Below are 15,172 nucleotides of genomic sequence, written 5' to 3'. Positions count from 1 at the left end.
ACCGACCCGGGAGTACGTCTGTGAGCAGGAAGCGGAAGAGGACCCGGCGGCCGTGGACGCTGCGGACCCGGCTCGTCGTGCACGCGGTGACGCTGATCGCCGTCGTCGCCGCCGTGATCGGTTCGGTCACCGCCATCGCCTTCCAGAGCTACATGTACGGAAAGCTGGACGCCCAGCTGAACGAGATCGCGGTCCGGGCCGGCGACCGTCCGCCCACCGGCGGGGCGCCCGCCCCGGGCGGGCCGCAGAACAAGGATCCGCTCGACTTCGTCGGTATGGGCGGCCAGCCCCTCGAGACATTCGGCGCCGTCTCCGTGGACGGCTCCGTCACCGAGTCGCGGATCGCGGTGAGGGACAGCTCGCTCGACTCCCAGCAGAAGGTGGGACCGCTGACCGCCGCGCAGGGGAAGGCCCTTGAGGCGGCCGCCGTGCCCGCGGACGGCTCGGTGCACGACGTCGAGCTGCCCGGGCTCGGCGGCTACCACGTGAAGGCCGTTGCCAAGGAGGACGGTTCGACCGTCGTCGTCGGCATGCCCACCGGCGAGGTGAGTGGCGCCCTGACCGCCCTGATCCTCGTCGAGGTCTGTGTCACCGGGGCCGGTCTCATCGCCGCCGGGATCGCGGGCGCGACGATGGTCGGTGTCGCCCTGCGCCCCCTGCGCCGGGTTGCCGCCGCCGCGACCCGGGTCTCCGAACTCCCGCTGCACAGCGGTGAGGTCTCCCTGTTCGAACGGGTTCCGGACGCCGAGGCCGATCCGCGTACCGAGGTCGGCCAGGTCGGCGCCGCGCTCAACCGGATGCTTGGACACGTCGGTTCGGCCCTGGACGCGCGCCAGAAGAGCGAGATGCGCGTACGGCAGTTCGTCGCGGACGCGAGCCATGAGCTGCGCACCCCGCTCGCCTCGATCCGCGGGTACGCCGAACTGACCCGGCGCGGCCGGGAGGAAACCGGCCCCGACACCCGGCACGCCCTGGGGCGGATCGAGTCCGAGGCCGAGCGGATGACGGGCATGGTCGAGGACCTCCTGCTCCTGGCCCGGCTCGACGCCGGACGGCCGCTCTCTTACGAGAGCACCGATCTCTCACCCCTCGTCATCGACGCGGTGAGCGACGCACGGGTCGCGGGGAGTACGCCGTCCGCGGCGGCGACCGGGCCCGCCCACCACTGGCGGCTGGAGCTGCCCGAGGCGCCGGCGACCGTGCGGGCGGATCCGACGAGGATCCAGCAGGTGCTGGTCAACCTGCTGGCCAACGCACGTACGCACACCCCGCCCGGGACCACCGTCACGGTCCGGGTGCGGGAGGCGCGCCGGGACCTGCCCTGGGTGACCCTGGAGGTCCACGACAACGGGCCCGGGATCCCGGCCGAGCTGCTGCCGCACGTCTTCGAACGGTTCGCGCGCGGGGACGCCTCACGCTCCCGGCACGCCGGCTCGACGGGCCTGGGCCTCGCCATCGTGCAGGCCGTCGTCGCCGCGCACGGCGGGCTGGCGGAGGTGCGCTCGGTGCCGGGGAACACGGTGTTCGCGGTCCATCTCCCGGCGGACTCGGTGTACGAGGGCGGTCGGCCCGGCGCTACCACGGGCGCCCCCGCACACGGCCTGCCAGGCACCCCGCACGGCCCGAACGGCACCCCCGCGTACGGCCTCACCGGCCCTATAAGCACCTCTGACCCCATGGGTACTTCCGGCACCCCCACGGGCCACCCCGCCCGGACACCCGGGGCAGCCCTCCACGGGCACTCACAGTCGGACCACAGGCTCAGCACACGGGTGTGACAGCGCGGTTGGCGAGTGTCGTCGTCATGCGAACCGACACCCCTTGGAGCACCTTGCCGGCCCGGGAACACCTCCTGGCCGCAGCGGTCGACGCGGCCGGTGCTCCCGTACTCGACGTGGTGGTCCCCGTCTACAACGAGGAGAAGGACCTCGAAACCTGTGTGCTGCGCCTGCACGACCATCTGGCGCGCACCTTCCCGTACCGCTTCCGCATCACGGTCGCGGACAACGCGAGCACCGACCGCACACCCCGGGTGGCGGCGCGGCTCGCGGCCCTGATCCCGGAAGTGCGGTCGTACCGGCTGGAGGAGAAGGGCCGGGGGCGTGCGCTGCGCACCGTCTGGTCACACTCCGACTCCCCGGTCCTCGCCTACATGGACGTGGACCTGTCCACCGACCTCAACGCCCTCCTGCCGCTGGTCGCCCCGCTGATCTCCGGTCACTCCGACCTGGCCATCGGCTCGCGGCTCGCCCGCAGTTCGCGAGTGGTGCGCGGTTCGAAACGGGAGTTCATCTCGCGGGCCTACAACCTCATCCTGCGCTCCTCGCTGGCCGCCCGCTTCAGCGACGCCCAGTGCGGGTTCAAGGCGATACGGCGCGAGGTCGCGCAGCGGTTGCTGCCGATGGTCGAGGACACCGGCTGGTTCTTCGACACCGAGATGCTGGTGCTCGCCGAGCGGGCGGGGCTGCGCATCCACGAGGTGCCGGTCGACTGGGTCGACGACCCGGACTCCACCGTGCACATCGTGAAGACGGCGACCGAGGACCTGAAGGGCGTGTGGCGGGTGGGCAGGGCGCTGGCCACCGGGGCCCTGTCGTTGGACCGGCTGGCCCGGCCCTTCGGGGACGACCCCCGGGACCGTGCCGTGCCCGGGGTGCCGCGCGGACTCGCCCGGCAGCTCGTCGGCTTCTGCGTGGTGGGCGCGCTCTCCACACTCGTCTACCTCGCCCTCTACTCCCTCTTCCGGCTGGGTGCCGGACCGCAGATCGCCAACGGCGCCGCCCTCCTGGTGTCCGCCGTCGCCAACACGGCCGCGAACCGGAGGCTCACCTTCGGCGTACGCGGCAGGGGCGGCGCCGTTCGCCACCAGGCGCAGGGGCTCGTCGTGTTCGCCATCGGGCTGGCGCTCACCAGCGGCTCGCTCGCCGCGCTCGGCGCGGCCTCCGGGTCGCCCTCGCACGGCACGGAGCTCGCCGTGCTGGTCGCGGCCAACCTCGCGGCAACGGTGCTGCGGTTTCTGCTCTTCCGCGCCTGGGTCTTCCCGGACCGGCGCGCGGACCACCAGGACGCCCGCAAGGGTTCCGCACACGAACTGGGGAACGTCCGATGACCGCCACGCACCCCGACCACCTCCCGGCCCCGCCCGGCATCCCCGGCCCGCCGACGCGGTCGGCGCCCCCGGCAGGTGCCGCCGGGGATCCGGGCCCCGGAGGACAGGGCCCCGAAGGGCCGGGACACGGCCGCCCCCGGACGTCGCTCGCCCGCCGTATCCGGCAGGGCAGGCCCGAGGACCCGCGCTGGGCACGCCCCGCCTTCCTCGGCATGCTCCTGGTGATCGCGCTCGCGTACTTCTGGAACCTCAGCTCGTCCGGTTACGCCAACTCCTTCTACTCCGCGGCCGTGCAGGCCGGCAGCCAGAGCTGGAAGGCCTTCTTCTTCGGCTCGCTGGACTCCGCGAACGCCATCACCGTCGACAAGCCCCCCGCCACCCTCTGGCCGATGGCCCTGTCGGTCCGGATCCTCGGCCTGAACTCCTGGGCGATCCTCGCCCCGCAGGTGCTGATGGGTGTCGCCACGGCCGGGGTCCTGTACGCCGCCGTACGCCGGCGCTTCAGCGCCGCCGCGGGGCTGATCACCATGGCGGTGTTCGCGCTGACGCCCGTGGCCGCGCTGATGTTCCGGTTCAACAACCCGGACGCGCTGCTCGCCCTGCTGATGACCGTCACCGTCTGCTGCGTGCTGCGTGCCATGGAGGCCGGCCGGACGAAGTGGCTGGTGTGGGCGGGCGTCGCGGTGGGACTCGCGTTCCTGTCGAAGACCCTCCAGGCGTTCCTGATCCTGCCGCCGCTGGCCGTGCTGTACACGGTGTTCGCACCCGTGCCCGTACGCAAGCGGTTCGGCCAGCTCGGCCTGTCCGCCCTCGCGATGATCGCCGCCGGTGGCTGGTGGGTGGCGCTCGTCGAGCTGTGGCCCGCCTCCTCCCGCCCCTACATCGGCGGCTCGCAGAACAACTCCTTCCTTGAACTCACCTTCGGCTACAACGGACTCGGCCGGATCAACGGCGAGGAGACCGGCAGCGTCGGTGGCGGTGGCGGCCAGGGCGGCGGCTGGGGCGAGACCGGCATCGGCCGGATGTTCAACTCCGAGATCGGCGGCCAGATCTCCTGGCTGCTGCCCGCCGCACTGCTCCTGCTGGCCGCCGGCGTCTGGCTGACCCGGCGCGCGAAGCGGACCGACACGGCACGCGCGGCGTTCCTCGCCTGGGGCGGCTCGCTGCTGATGACGGCCTTCGTCTTCAGCTTCATGGCCGGGATCTTCCACCAGTACTACACCGTGGCCCTGGCGCCCTACATCGCGGCGCTGATCGGCATGGGGGCAACGTCCCTGTGGGAGGAGCGGTCCAAGTGGTGGGCGGGTGCCGCACTCGGCGTGACCGTCGCGGTGACGGCCGTCTGGGCGTACGTCCTGCTGGGGCGCACCCCGGACCACCTCCCGTGGCTGCGCTGGGCCGTCCTGATCGGCGGGCTCCTCGGCGCGGCGGGGCTGCTGCTCGCCACACGGCTGGGACGCCTGCTCGCCCTCGCCGCGGTGTCCGTGGGGCTCGCCGCGTCGCTGGCCGGGCCGACGGCGTACACGATCAGCACGCTGAACACCGGACACCAGGGATCGATCGTCACCGCCGGACCGTCCGGCGCGAGCATGGGCGGCGGCCCCGGTGGGGGCGGTGGCCCGGGCGGCGGTACCGGTGGCGGACCCGGCGGGGGCACACCTCCCGGTCAGGGCACGCAGCAGGGCGGCCAGGCCCCGGGCAACGCCCAGGGCGGTGGCCGGCCCGGTCAGGGCCAGGGCCAGGCGGGCCAGGCCCCCGGGGGACAGCAGGGCGGTATGCCCGGCGGCACCGCGGGCGAAGGCGGCATGGGCGGCGGGGGCGGCGGCATGGGCGGCCTGCTCAACGGCGCGACCGTCGACGCCGAGGCCGAGAAGCTCCTGGTCCAGGACGCCGACGACTACACCTGGACCGCGGCGGCCATCGGCGCGCAGAACGCCGCGAGCTACCAGCTCGCCACCGGTGACCCGGTGATGGCGATCGGCGGCTTCAACGGCAGCGATCCGTCCCCGACGCTCGCCCGGTTCAAGGAGTACGTGGAGGACGGGAAGATCCACTACTTCGTGTCGAACGGTTCGGGCGGCGGTGGCGGTACGGGCGGCGAGGGCACCTCGTCCCAGATCTCGACGTGGGTGGAGGAGAACTTCAAGGCGGTCACGGCGGGCAGCGCGACCTTCTACGACCTCACTCAGCCGACGAGCGGGAGCTGACGCCGTAGTTCGAGATCGGCGACAACAGGGCGGTGGTCCGAGGCGAGTGTCCCGGCCACCGCCACGTCGCGTACCCGCACGGCTCCCGCGCCGGCCTTCGACACCGCCACGAAGTCGATCCGTTTCACCGGATCCAGGGCGGGGAAGGTCGGCGCCCCCGGGTCGGCGTCCGTCAGTTCCTCCCACAGCGGGGCCAGCTCAGGAGCTCCCGGTTCCGCGTTGAGGTCGCCCAGCAGGATCTTCCGGCCCCGGTCCTCGCCCATGATCCGCAGGGTGTCGGCGACCTGGGCGACCCGCACGGCCGGATCCGGCCGGAAGTCCAGATGCGTCACGTACACGTGCACGGGCAGCCCCCGCACCCGCAGCACCACCTCGGCGAAGCCCGGCGCGGGCGCGGGCACCGGGTCGGGATCCTGGGTCGAGAGCCGGGTGATCTCGTGGTTCTCCGCGCTCACGACCGTGAACCGGGACAGGACCGCCACCCCGAACTCGCGCCGGGGCTCGCCCGCCACCACCGGGTCCAGGCTGTACACCGGCGCGAACGACACCCGCATCCCCAGCCGTTCGGCCAGCTCACCCGCGAGATCGCGCCACTCGCTGCGCGCACCCCAGTGGACGTCCACCTCCTGAAGGCCGATCACATCGGCGTCCAGCGCGCGCAGATCCGCCACCTGGCGGTCCAGGTCGAAGACCCCGTCGGCGCCCGTCCCGGCATGGATGTTGTACGTCACGACGCGGAGCGGCACCGGCCGCCCCCGGCCGTCAGCCGACGCGGGCGGCGCGAGGGCCGTCACCGCCAGACCCGCGGCGATCAGAACACCCACCGTACGACGACGCAGTGACATGCCACTCCACCCATCCGCTGCCCGGCGACCGCTGCGCGCCCGGCGGGCGGCGTCCACAGGGCTGCCCCACCGGCCCCCCGCGCAAACAAGTTGTACGGCGTACAAGAGTTGCCATACGGTGTACGACGAACCTCCCCGCCACGTGACCGCCCTTCCCGTCACGTGACCGCCCTCCTCGCCACATGACGCACGTCCTCCCCGCAACGTGACGAAGTCCCCGCCACCGTCGAGTGCACCGGATACAGGAGCCCACATGACGGCGACCGCCGCCGAGCAGAACGACCTCGCCCCCCGGGGCGCTCATCCGCAGCGCTGGCTGATCCTCGGTGTCATCTGCCTCGCCCAGCTCACCGTGCTGCTCGACAACACCGTCCTGAACGTCGCGATCCCCTCCCTCACCACCGAGCTGAACGCCTCCACCGCCGACGTGCAGTGGATGATCAACGCCTACTCGCTCGTGCAGTCCGGTCTGCTGCTCACCGCGGGCAGCGCCGCCGACCGCTACGGCCGCAAGAAGCTGCTGGTCGCCGGTCTCGTGCTGTTCGGGATCGGCTCGCTGATGGCGGGACTCGCCGAGTCCTCCGGGCAGTTGATCGCCGCCCGCGCGGGCATGGGGATCGGCGGCGCGCTGCTGATCACCACCACGCTCGCCGTCGTGGTGCAGATCTTCGACGAGACCGAGCGCGTCAAGGCGATCGGCATCTGGTCGACCGTCAACTCACTCGGCTTCGCCGTCGGTCCGCTCGTCGGGGGCGTCATGCTCGATCACTTCTGGTGGGGCGCGATCTTCCTGATCAACATCCCCGTGGCGGTCGTCGGTGTGATCGCAGTCGTCCGGCTCGTCCCCGAGTCCAGGAACCCCCGGGGCGACCGCCCCGACCTGCTCGGCGCGCTGCTCTCCACCATCGGTATGGCCGCCGTCGTGTTCGCGATCATCTCCGGCCCGGAGCACGGCTGGAGCTCCGGCCAGGTCCTGCTGACCGCCTTCACCGGGGTCGCCGTCCTCACCGGATTCGTCCTGTGGGAGCTCCACATCCCGTACCCGATGCTGGACATGCACTTCTTCCGGGACCAGAAGTTCGTCGGCGCGGTCGCGGGGGCGATCCTGGTCGCCTTCGGGATGAGCGGCTCGTTCTTCCTGCTCACCCAGCACCTGCAGTTCGTGCTCGGGTACGGGCCGCTGGAGGCCGGTCTGCGCACGGCCCCGCTCGCGCTCACCGTGGTCGCCCTCAACCTCACGGGCCTCGGCGCCCGTCTCGTCCCGAAGATGGGCACACCCGCCACCATCGCCACCGGGATGAGCCTGCTGGCCGCCGGGCTCGGGGCCATCGCGCTGCTCGGCCGCCAGGGATACGGCGGCATGCTGCTCGGCCTGGTCGTCATGGGTGCCGGTATCGCGCTCGCCATGCCCGCCATGGCCAACGCCATCATAAGCGCCATCCCGCCGGAGAAGGCGGGCGTCGGTGCCGGGGTCAACGGCACGCTCGCCGAATTCGGCAACGGGCTCGGGGTCGCCGTGCTGGGAGCCGTGCTCAACTCGCGGTTCGCCGCGCTCGTGCCGGCCGCCGTCGGGGCCGCCTCGCTGCCCGCCGCGCTCGCCGCGGCCGACGGCGCGGGGGAACGGCAGCGCGTCACGGACGCCTTCGCCTCCGGGCTGGAGGCCAGCCAACTGGTGGGTGCGGTGGCCGTCCTGGCGGGCGGTCTGCTCGCCGCCGCACTGCTGCGGAGGGCGGAGCGCGCCGACGCGGCCGGGGCCGCTCGGCAGGCCGTCGGGCAGACCCGGCCCGAGCGGCGGGCATAGCATCGGACGGGGTGCCGTACGCGGTGGTGTCATCCACTCCGTACGGCCCTCGTGGGAACGGGCCGCCGGACGCGTCCGTACCGTCGGCACGACGAGGAGAGTGCGCCATGGGGTCCGCGGCCGACCGTGTGAGGAACGATGCGCGGGTCAGCGTGTGGCTGGACCGGCGTACCCCCTCGCGTACCCGCAAGGCGGACCAGCCGGCGCTCGACCGGGACAGGATCACCGCGGCCACGGTACGGCTGCTGGACGCCGAGGGGCCCGCGAAGTTCTCCATGCGCCGGCTCGCGGCCGAGCTCGACGTCACGGCGATGTCCCTCTACTGGTACGTCGACACCAAGGACGACCTGCTGGAACTGGCCCTGGACACAGCTTTCGCGGAGATCCCGCCCTCGCGGGAGGACGCCGACTGGCGCGACCGCATCCGCGAACTGTCCACCAGCTACCGGCAGATGCTGGTCCGGCACCCCTGGGCCTCCGCCCTCGCCGGCCGCTTCCTGAACATCGGCCCGCACTCCATGCTGTTCTCGTACGCCGTCCAGGACGTCGTACGGGCCACCGGGCTGCCCCTGGAGCACCGGACGGGCGCGATCTCGGCCGTATTCCAGTTCGTCTACGGATTCGGCACCATCGAGGGGCACTTCGTTCAGCGCTCGGCGGAGGCAGGGCTGAGCCAGGACGCGTACTACCAGCAGGCGATGGGCGCGATCCGCTCCCATCCGGACCACCAGCAGATCGTGAGCACCTCCGACGCCCTCATGGAGGCGCGCGGCGGGGGGACCGTCGAGGAGATGCGCGAGCGGGACTTCACGTTCGCGCTGGACCTCCTGATCGCCGGAATCGAAGCGATGCGCGCACGGGTGGCCGACCGGCCGTAGTGCGAGTGCGCGGCCCCGTCAGTAGCCGCGCCCGGTGTCCACGGCCAGTGCGGGCACCCGCCCCTCGGCGACCGCGTGCCAGCAGGCCTCGAAGTCCGTCACGACGTCCTCGTCGGCGGTGATGCCCGCGGAGTGGGACGTGATCACCGTGTGCGGCAGCCGCCAGGCACGGTCGTCCGCCGCCGGGGGCTCCTGAGGCAGCACGTCGAGGACGGCCCGCCGTACGGTCCCGGAGCGCAGGGCCGCCTCCAGCGCCGCCATGTCCACGCAGGCGCCCCGGCCGACGTTGACGAAGGAGGCGCCCCGCATCGCGGTGAACCGGGCGTCGTCGAAGAACCCTGCCGTGGCGCCGGTCAGCGGAAGGGTCGACACCACCCACCGGGCGTCGGCCAGTGCGGCCCGCTCCTCGTCACCGCCGGCCGGGACCACCCGGTCGAAGCCCGGTGGCACGCCACGCGGGGTGCGGCAGACACCCACCGTGTGCAGGGAGCAGGCCCGCAGGAGGGCGGCGACGGCGGAGCCGACACGGCCGGTGCCGTGGACGACGACGGTCTGCCCCGCGGCGAGCGTGGACGGGACGCGGTGCCACCGCGCTCGGGCGTGCTGGGCGGTGTGCTCCGGGACGGACTGGCACTCGGCGAGGACCCAGGCCAGCACGTACTGGGCGATCCGCTCACCCATCCGGCCCACGGTCCGGGTCAGGAGAGCTCCCCGCGGCCACGGTCCGGCGGCGAGCAGTGCGTCCGTACCGGCGTTGACGCTGTGGAACCACAGCAGCCGGGGGCTCCGCAGCGCGCCGGGCAGCGTGTCCCCGACGTAGAGGAAGGGGCCGTCCGGCTCGCTGTCGTACGGGTGTTCCACCGGGCGTCCGGTGATCCGCTCCAGGGCGCGGGCCACGGGCCCGCCGACCCCGGGACCGGCCAGCAGCCGGGCGCGCGCGAGCTCCTCGTGGGGCACCATGGGGACGGTCAGCCGTCGGCGGCCGTGCGGGCGGGGAAGCCGCCGGTGGCGATCGGGCCCCAGCGCTCCGGGGTGATCCGGATGATGGACTTGCCCTGCTTGACCATCGCCTCCCGGTACTCGTCCCAGTCCGGGTGCTCGCCGGAGATGTTCCGGAAGTACTCGACGAGCGGCTCGACCGAGTCCGGCGCGTCGAGGACCTCGGCCGCACCGTCGATCTGGACCCACGGGCCGTTCCAGTCGTCCGACAGGACGATCACGCTCACCCGCTCGTCCCGCTTGGCGTTGCGGGTCTTGGCCCGTTCGGGGTAGGTCGAGACGACGATCCGTCCCGCGTCGTCGACGCCGCAGGTGAGCGGGGAACCCTGGGGGCGGCCGTCGGAACGGGTGGTCAGCAGGATCGCCCGGTGCCGGGGCCGCACGAAGTCCAGCAGCTCCCCGAGCTCCACCGTGGTGTTGGTCGCGATGTGTGCCATGCGGCCAACCCTAAGGCCGGCCGCCACCCGGGGGGTGGTCGAGCTACGCCCCGACGTGGTCCCCCTGCACGGCCTGGATGTCGAGCTCCACGCGCAGCGTCGTACCGATCGCCGCGATGCCCGCCTGCACCACCTGGTTGTAGTGCATGGCGAAGTCGTCGCGGTGCAGCTCCGTGGTGGCGTGGAAGGCGGCCCGCACCCCGCCCCACGGGTCGGGGCCGGTGCCCAGGTAGCTGAGGTCCAGTTCGACGTCGCGGGAGACGCCGTGCATCATCAGCACGCCGTGCACGGTCCAGCGGTCGGGCCCGGCGGGGGTCATCGCACGGGAGCGGTAGGTGATCTCCGGGAAGCGGTCGACGTCCAGGAAGTCGGCCGAGCGCAGGTGCTTGTCCCGCATGCCGTTGCCGGTGTCGATGCTGGCCGGGGTGATGAAGGCTTCCACCCGGGAGCGCTGGACGTCCTGCGCGATCTCGATCCGGCCGCCGAACTCGGTGAACCGGCCGTGCACGCTGGAGATCCCCAGGTGCTGCGCGACCGCGGCCACCGAGGAGTGCACCGGGTCCAGCGACCAGGTGCCCGGAGGCGGCAGTTCCACGCCGCCCTGCCGGGCCAGCACCACGGTGCCGGCCTCGACCCGGCCGCTCGCCGTGACGAGCGCGGTGGAGGCGGAGGGGGCGTACCCGACTGCGGTGACGATCACCGTGTAGGCGCCGGCCGGAAGCAGACCGTCGGTACGGACGGCCCCGCTCTCGTCGGCGGCGGCCCGGAGCACCTGGGTGCCCGTCATGTCGGTCACGGTCACGATCGCGTGCTGGACCGCCCAGCCGTCCCGCGTGCGTACGTGTGCGCGAAGTCCCATCCCGTGTTTCTCCTTGCTCCATCACTCAGTGGCGCAGTGACTCGATGAGTCGGGCCCCGGGCGGGAACGGCAGGCCGTCCCCTGCCTGCCGTTCCCGCCACGGGGCCCATTTCCGCCGGCGGGCACAGCCTCTCCGCTCGAAGCGCTGTTCCGCCAGGGGTCTTTGTGGATCTTCCGTGTGGCTATGCGCCCGGGTGGGCGAGCTCGATGTCGTGGCCGTCGATCCCGGCGCCCGTCACGGTCAGCGAACCGGCCACCGGCGGGTAGCCGGTCGCGACGACCGAGTACTCGCCGGCGTCCAGGTCGGCGAAGGCGTACACGCCGTCCTCCCCGGTCGTCGAGGTGGCGACCACGTTGCCGGCCGCGTCGATCAGCGTGACGCGGGCGTCGGACAGCGGGAGCCGGCCGGAGCCGGCCCGGACGACGCCCTTGACCAGCGCGCCGGACTCCAGCGCCGCGTCGACCCGGGTGACACCCTGGCCGCCGATCTCCACGGGCAGGGCCAGCGGACGGTAGCCGCCGGCCGTCACCGCGACGGTCACCGTGCCCGGGATGAGCTCACCGAAGGTGAAGTCGCCCGCGGCCCCGGTGGCGCCGGTGGCGAGCACGTCGCCGCGCACATCGGTCACCACGACCATCGCGCCCTCGACCGGGCCGCCCTCCCCGGCGGTCCGCACGGTCCCCGCGAGACCGCTCGTACCGGCGAGCAGGATGTCGTACGCCAGCGGCTCCTCGCCGACGACCACGGTGGACGCCTGCGGCTGGAAACCGTCCGCGGAGGCGATCAGGACGTACGAGCCGGAGCCCGGCGCGTCCAGGACGTAGCCGCCGTCGGCCCGGGCGACGGAGCGTCCGAGCTGCCGGCCGCCCAGCGAGATCAGTGTGACGGCGGCCCGGGCGACGGGTGCGCCCTCGGCTCCGCGCACCACACCGCGTACGGGTGTCCCCTGCACGGTCGCGACCGCGGTGCCGGGGGTGCCGGCCGGCTCCGGGGCGTCGACCGAGGTGACCCCGGCCGTTCCCTCGGCGACGGGCGCGGCGGGCGCGGCGGACGCGGCTGCCTCGGTGTTCTCCGTGGCGGGTGCCTCGGCGGTGACCTTGTCGTTGGCCGCGTTCGTCTTCAGGGCGACCTCCTTGATGAAGATCGTCACGATGAAGGCGAGGAGCGCGGCCGGTGCGGCGTAGAGAAAGACGTCCGCGACACCGTGGCCGTAGGCGACCTCCACGACCGTGCGGAACGGGGCGGGCAGCTCGTCCAGGTCGGGGATGCCTCCGCCGCCGGTACCGCCGTGGCCGAACGCGGCGCCCTCGGGGCCGAGGTCGGCGAGGCCGTCCTTGACGTAGTGCGTGACGCGGTTGGCCATGACGGCGCCCAGTGCCGAGACACCGATGGCGCCACCGAGCGAACGGAAGAACGTCACGACGGAGCTGGCCGCGCCGAGGTCGGCGGGAGCGACCTGGTTCTGCGTGGCGAGGACCAGGTTCTGCATCATCATGCCGATGCCGAGACCCATCACGAACATGAAGATCGCGATGTGCCAGTACTCGGTGTCGTACCGGATGGTGCCCAGCATCCCCAGACCCGCGGTGAGCAGGAAGCCACCGGCGACCAGCCAGGCCTTCCAGCGACCCGTCTTGGTGATGACCTGGCCCGACACGGTCGAGGACAGGAACAGCCCGACGATCATCGGGATCGTCATGACGCCCGACATCGTCGGCGACTTGTCCCGTGCCAGCTGGAAGTACTGGCTGAAGAAGACGGTGCCCGCGAACATTCCGATACCGACGAACAGCGAGGCCACCGACGCCAGCGTGATGGTGCGGTTGCGGAACAGGCGCAGCGGGATGATCGGCTCACTGGCCTTGGACTCGATGAACAGGAAGAGCGCGATGAGGGCGACGGTGCCGCCGAGCATCGTGTACGTCTGCCACGAGACCCAGTCGTACTTGTCACCCGCGAAGGTCACCCAGAGCAGCAGCAGCGAGACGGCGGCGCTGATGAAGAACGCGCCCGACCAGTCGACCTTGACCTGGCGCTTGACGACCGGGAGCTTCAGGGTCTTCTGGAGCACGACCAGGGCGATGACCGCGAACGGCACACCCACGTAGAAGCACCAGCGCCAGCCCATCCAGCTGGTGTCGGTGATGACACCGCCGAGGAGCGGGCCGCCCACGGTGGCGACGGCGAAGACCGCGCCGAGGTAGCCGCTGTAGCGCCCGCGCTCGCGCGGGGAGATCATCGCGGCCATCACGATCTGGGCGAGGGCGGAGAGACCGCCGACTCCGACGCCCTGCACGACACGGCAGACGATGAGCATGCCGCTGCTGGTCGACAGACCGGCCACGACCGAGCCGAGCACGTAGATGATCAGGGCTATCTGGACCAGCAGCTTCTTGCTGAACAGGTCCGAGAGCTTGCCCCACAGGGGCGTGGTGGCGGTCATGGCCAGCAGTGAGGCCGTGACGACCCAGGTGTAGGCGCTCTGCCCGCCGCCGAGGTCGGAAATGATCTCCGGCAGGGCGTTGGAGACGACCGTCGACGAGAGGATCGCGACGAACATGCCGAGCAGCAGCCCGGTCAGCGCTTCCATGATCTGCCGGTGTGTCATCGGCGTGCCGTCGGGGACGCCGGACGCCCCGTGCTTGGCGTGGCCGCCCCGCACACCGGTCGGTGTGGTCGTAGCCATGGAGTTCCTTGTCTTTGCTTCTGTTACTCGGGTGTACGGGTGTGCGAGTGATCGGACTGCCCGGTGCGGCAGTCGCCGCTGTGCTTCCCGGGGGCGCATCCACCGGGGCCGCGGCAGGAGAAGCTGTCGCGCAGCCGGGACAACAGCGTGTTGAGCTGTCCGACTTCTGCGTCGGACCAGTCGATGAGGTTGTGGGCGAACATCTCGGTGGTCCGCCGGGTCAGTTCGTCGAGCAGTTCCTCGCCCGCGGGGGTCAGCCGCAGGATGCGGGACCGCTTGTCCGCCGGGTCGGGGGACCGCTCTATCCAGCCGTTCTCCACCGCGTGTGCCACATGGCGGCTGGTCACCGACATGTCCACGGCCAAGAGCTCGGCGAGCCGGGTGATCCGCATCTCGCCGTACCTGGCGAGCAGCGTCAGCACCGTGGCCGAACCCCCGGGGCACGCGGCGGGCAGGAGGCGGGCGAGGCCCCTCTTGACGGCGCCGACGGCGCTGAGCTGCCGGGCCAGTTCCTCGTACTGGCTCCGTGCGGCCACCGGCCCTCCAGGATCGTTCTCCGGGTCATCTTGTTGCTTAGGGCAACGATAGAAGCCGTTGGTTGCTACAGGCAAACGAAACGGGGCTTGCAGAAGTAAAGGAAACCAAAAGCCTCCGTCGGCTTCCGGTCAAGCGCACAGCGCACAGGGGGTGACCCGCGCCGGATGTGTTCCCGGGCACAGGGCGGGGGCGCGCGGGCGCGGGTCCGCGAGGGGGACGACGGCGCGCGGGGCGTGCCCGTGGAGACGGCGCGGAGCGCTTCCGCCGGCGGGCGAGGAGTCCGTGGACGACTCGGCCGGGCATCGCCCGCCGTGGACCCGGGGGTTGGGCCGTTCCGCCGAGTTCGCTAGTGTCCGGGCCATGGCACACAACCCCCACGCCCCTCAGCCGGGCCCCGAGGGCACTCACGACCCGGCGGGCAGCACGCAGATGTTCCGCGCGTTCGTCGACGACGGCGAGCCGCAGCGCAGGCAGCAGTCGGCCGCGACCTCGTCCGGACCGAAGACCGGGGTGATCGTGGCCGTCGTCGCGGTCATCGTCGTCCTCGGCGCGGTCGCCTGGCTCGCGCTCGGCTGACCGAGCTCACGTCCCCGTCACGCCCACTCCTACGGCGGTGAAGCCCCGGGCCCGCACGTCGGCGGCCCCGGACCCGCCAGGTGTCCGCCCTCGCGGCGCACACCGTCCTCCGCAGCCGTTCCGCACCGGGTGCCCGGGGCGAACGGCGGCGTGGGGGCCAGGGGCGGTGCCAGCCACGAGGCGGCCGGGGGGGGGGTCTTGCGCTCCGTCCGCGCGGGGCACCGGCCGCCGTGGGGT

The 15,172-nt window shown here is 72.4% G+C and carries 12 protein-coding genes; 6 read left to right on the top strand and 6 right to left on the bottom strand.

Annotated elements, in window-relative coordinates:
• Positions 1 to 20: 20 nt before the first annotated feature.
• Genes ACFWVP_RS12730 through ACFWVP_RS12720 form a run of 3 tightly spaced genes read left to right on the top strand, consistent with a single transcriptional unit; the run spans position 21 to position 5,316 of the window.
• Entirely contained in the window at positions 21 to 1,778 is a 1,758-nt protein-coding gene (locus ACFWVP_RS12730) for an ATP-binding protein (RefSeq protein ID WP_384496048.1), read from the top strand.
• 26 nt (positions 1,779 to 1,804) lie between these two features.
• Positions 1,805 to 3,109 (top strand): glycosyltransferase, encoded by a 1,305-nt coding sequence (locus ACFWVP_RS12725; protein WP_384496047.1) that lies wholly within the window; start codon positions 1,805 to 1,807, stop codon positions 3,107 to 3,109.
• Positions 3,106 to 5,316: an ArnT family glycosyltransferase gene (locus ACFWVP_RS12720; protein ID WP_384496045.1), complete on the top strand. Its 2,211-nt coding sequence runs from the start codon at positions 3,106 to 3,108 to the stop codon at positions 5,314 to 5,316. Before ACFWVP_RS12725 ends, ACFWVP_RS12720 begins: the two co-directional genes overlap by 4 nt.
• On the opposite strand, the gene ACFWVP_RS12715 is transcribed toward ACFWVP_RS12720, so the two are convergent.
• On the bottom strand, positions 5,295 to 6,161 hold the full coding sequence (locus ACFWVP_RS12715; RefSeq protein WP_384496043.1) for an endonuclease/exonuclease/phosphatase family protein: 867 nt from the start codon (positions 6,159 to 6,161) through the stop codon (positions 5,295 to 5,297). The genes ACFWVP_RS12720 and ACFWVP_RS12715 overlap by 22 nt on opposite strands.
• Positions 6,162 to 6,414: 253 nt before the next feature.
• Here ACFWVP_RS12715 and ACFWVP_RS12710 point away from each other — a divergent pair, with 253 nt between their 5' ends.
• Together ACFWVP_RS12710 and ACFWVP_RS12705 are read left to right on the top strand one after the other, a co-directional pair.
• Positions 6,415 to 7,962 (top strand): MFS transporter, encoded by a 1,548-nt coding sequence (locus ACFWVP_RS12710; RefSeq protein ID WP_384496042.1) that lies wholly within the window; start codon positions 6,415 to 6,417, stop codon positions 7,960 to 7,962.
• Between the two features lie 107 nt (positions 7,963 to 8,069).
• Entirely contained in the window at positions 8,070 to 8,840 is a 771-nt protein-coding gene (locus ACFWVP_RS12705) for a TetR/AcrR family transcriptional regulator (protein WP_384496040.1), read from the top strand.
• Between the two features lie 18 nt (positions 8,841 to 8,858).
• On the opposite strand, the gene ACFWVP_RS12700 is transcribed toward ACFWVP_RS12705, so the two are convergent.
• The 5 genes from ACFWVP_RS12700 to ACFWVP_RS12680 all read right to left on the bottom strand — a co-directional run bounded on the left by ACFWVP_RS12700 (position 8,859) and on the right by ACFWVP_RS12680 (position 14,358).
• Positions 8,859 to 9,800, bottom strand: coding sequence for an NAD(P)-dependent oxidoreductase (locus tag ACFWVP_RS12700; RefSeq protein WP_384496038.1), 942 nt, complete (start codon positions 9,798 to 9,800; stop codon positions 8,859 to 8,861).
• Positions 9,801 to 9,808: 8 nt separating this feature from the next.
• Positions 9,809 to 10,276: a PPOX class F420-dependent oxidoreductase gene (locus ACFWVP_RS12695; RefSeq protein WP_384496036.1), complete on the bottom strand. Its 468-nt coding sequence runs from the start codon at positions 10,274 to 10,276 to the stop codon at positions 9,809 to 9,811.
• 43 nt (positions 10,277 to 10,319) lie between these two features.
• Positions 10,320 to 11,135, bottom strand: a complete 816-nt coding sequence (locus tag ACFWVP_RS12690) for a YceI family protein (protein ID WP_384496034.1) — start codon at positions 11,133 to 11,135, stop codon at positions 10,320 to 10,322.
• A 182-nt stretch (positions 11,136 to 11,317) separates the two neighbouring features.
• Positions 11,318 to 13,822 (bottom strand): MFS transporter, encoded by a 2,505-nt coding sequence (locus ACFWVP_RS12685; RefSeq protein ID WP_384496032.1) that lies wholly within the window; start codon positions 13,820 to 13,822, stop codon positions 11,318 to 11,320.
• A 23-nt stretch (positions 13,823 to 13,845) separates the two neighbouring features.
• Positions 13,846 to 14,358 (bottom strand): MarR family winged helix-turn-helix transcriptional regulator, encoded by a 513-nt coding sequence (locus ACFWVP_RS12680; protein ID WP_384496031.1) that lies wholly within the window; start codon positions 14,356 to 14,358, stop codon positions 13,846 to 13,848.
• A gap of 361 nt (positions 14,359 to 14,719) precedes the next feature.
• Between ACFWVP_RS12680 and ACFWVP_RS12675 the strand changes: the two genes are divergently transcribed.
• Positions 14,720 to 14,935 carry a hypothetical protein gene (locus ACFWVP_RS12675; protein WP_384496029.1) on the top strand — a complete coding sequence of 72 codons (216 nt, stop codon included), beginning with the start codon at positions 14,720 to 14,722 and terminating at the stop codon, positions 14,933 to 14,935.
• The last annotated feature ends 237 nt before the right edge of the window (positions 14,936 to 15,172 follow it).

Origin of the sequence: Streptomyces sp. NPDC058637, from assembly GCF_042717325.1 — a bacterium.
Lineage (GTDB): Bacteria > Actinomycetota > Actinomycetes > Streptomycetales > Streptomycetaceae > Streptomyces.
The sequence above is the reverse complement of the archived record's forward strand: the minus strand, read 5'-3'. Positions and strand labels throughout refer to the sequence as shown.

Bases quoted from the DNA above. Each gene is read 5' to 3' on its own strand.
- ACFWVP_RS12725 (WP_384496047.1), top strand. From the start codon at position 1,805: ATGCGAACCGACACCCCTTGGAGCACCTTGCCGGCCCGGGAACACCTC.
- ACFWVP_RS12720 (WP_384496045.1), top strand. From the start codon at position 3,106: ATGACCGCCACGCACCCCGACCACCTCCCGGCCCCGCCCGGCATCCCC.
- ACFWVP_RS12715 (WP_384496043.1), bottom strand. From the start codon at position 6,161: ATGTCACTGCGTCGTCGTACGGTGGGTGTTCTGATCGCCGCGGGTCTG.
- ACFWVP_RS12710 (WP_384496042.1), top strand. From the start codon at position 6,415: ATGACGGCGACCGCCGCCGAGCAGAACGACCTCGCCCCCCGGGGCGCT.
- ACFWVP_RS12705 (WP_384496040.1), top strand. From the start codon at position 8,070: ATGGGGTCCGCGGCCGACCGTGTGAGGAACGATGCGCGGGTCAGCGTG.
- ACFWVP_RS12700 (WP_384496038.1), bottom strand. From the start codon at position 9,800: ATGGTGCCCCACGAGGAGCTCGCGCGCGCCCGGCTGCTGGCCGGTCCC.
- ACFWVP_RS12695 (WP_384496036.1), bottom strand. From the start codon at position 10,276: ATGGCACACATCGCGACCAACACCACGGTGGAGCTCGGGGAGCTGCTG.
- ACFWVP_RS12690 (WP_384496034.1), bottom strand. From the start codon at position 11,135: ATGGGACTTCGCGCACACGTACGCACGCGGGACGGCTGGGCGGTCCAG.
- ACFWVP_RS12685 (WP_384496032.1), bottom strand. From the start codon at position 13,822: ATGGCTACGACCACACCGACCGGTGTGCGGGGCGGCCACGCCAAGCAC.
- ACFWVP_RS12675 (WP_384496029.1), top strand. From the start codon at position 14,720: ATGGCACACAACCCCCACGCCCCTCAGCCGGGCCCCGAGGGCACTCAC.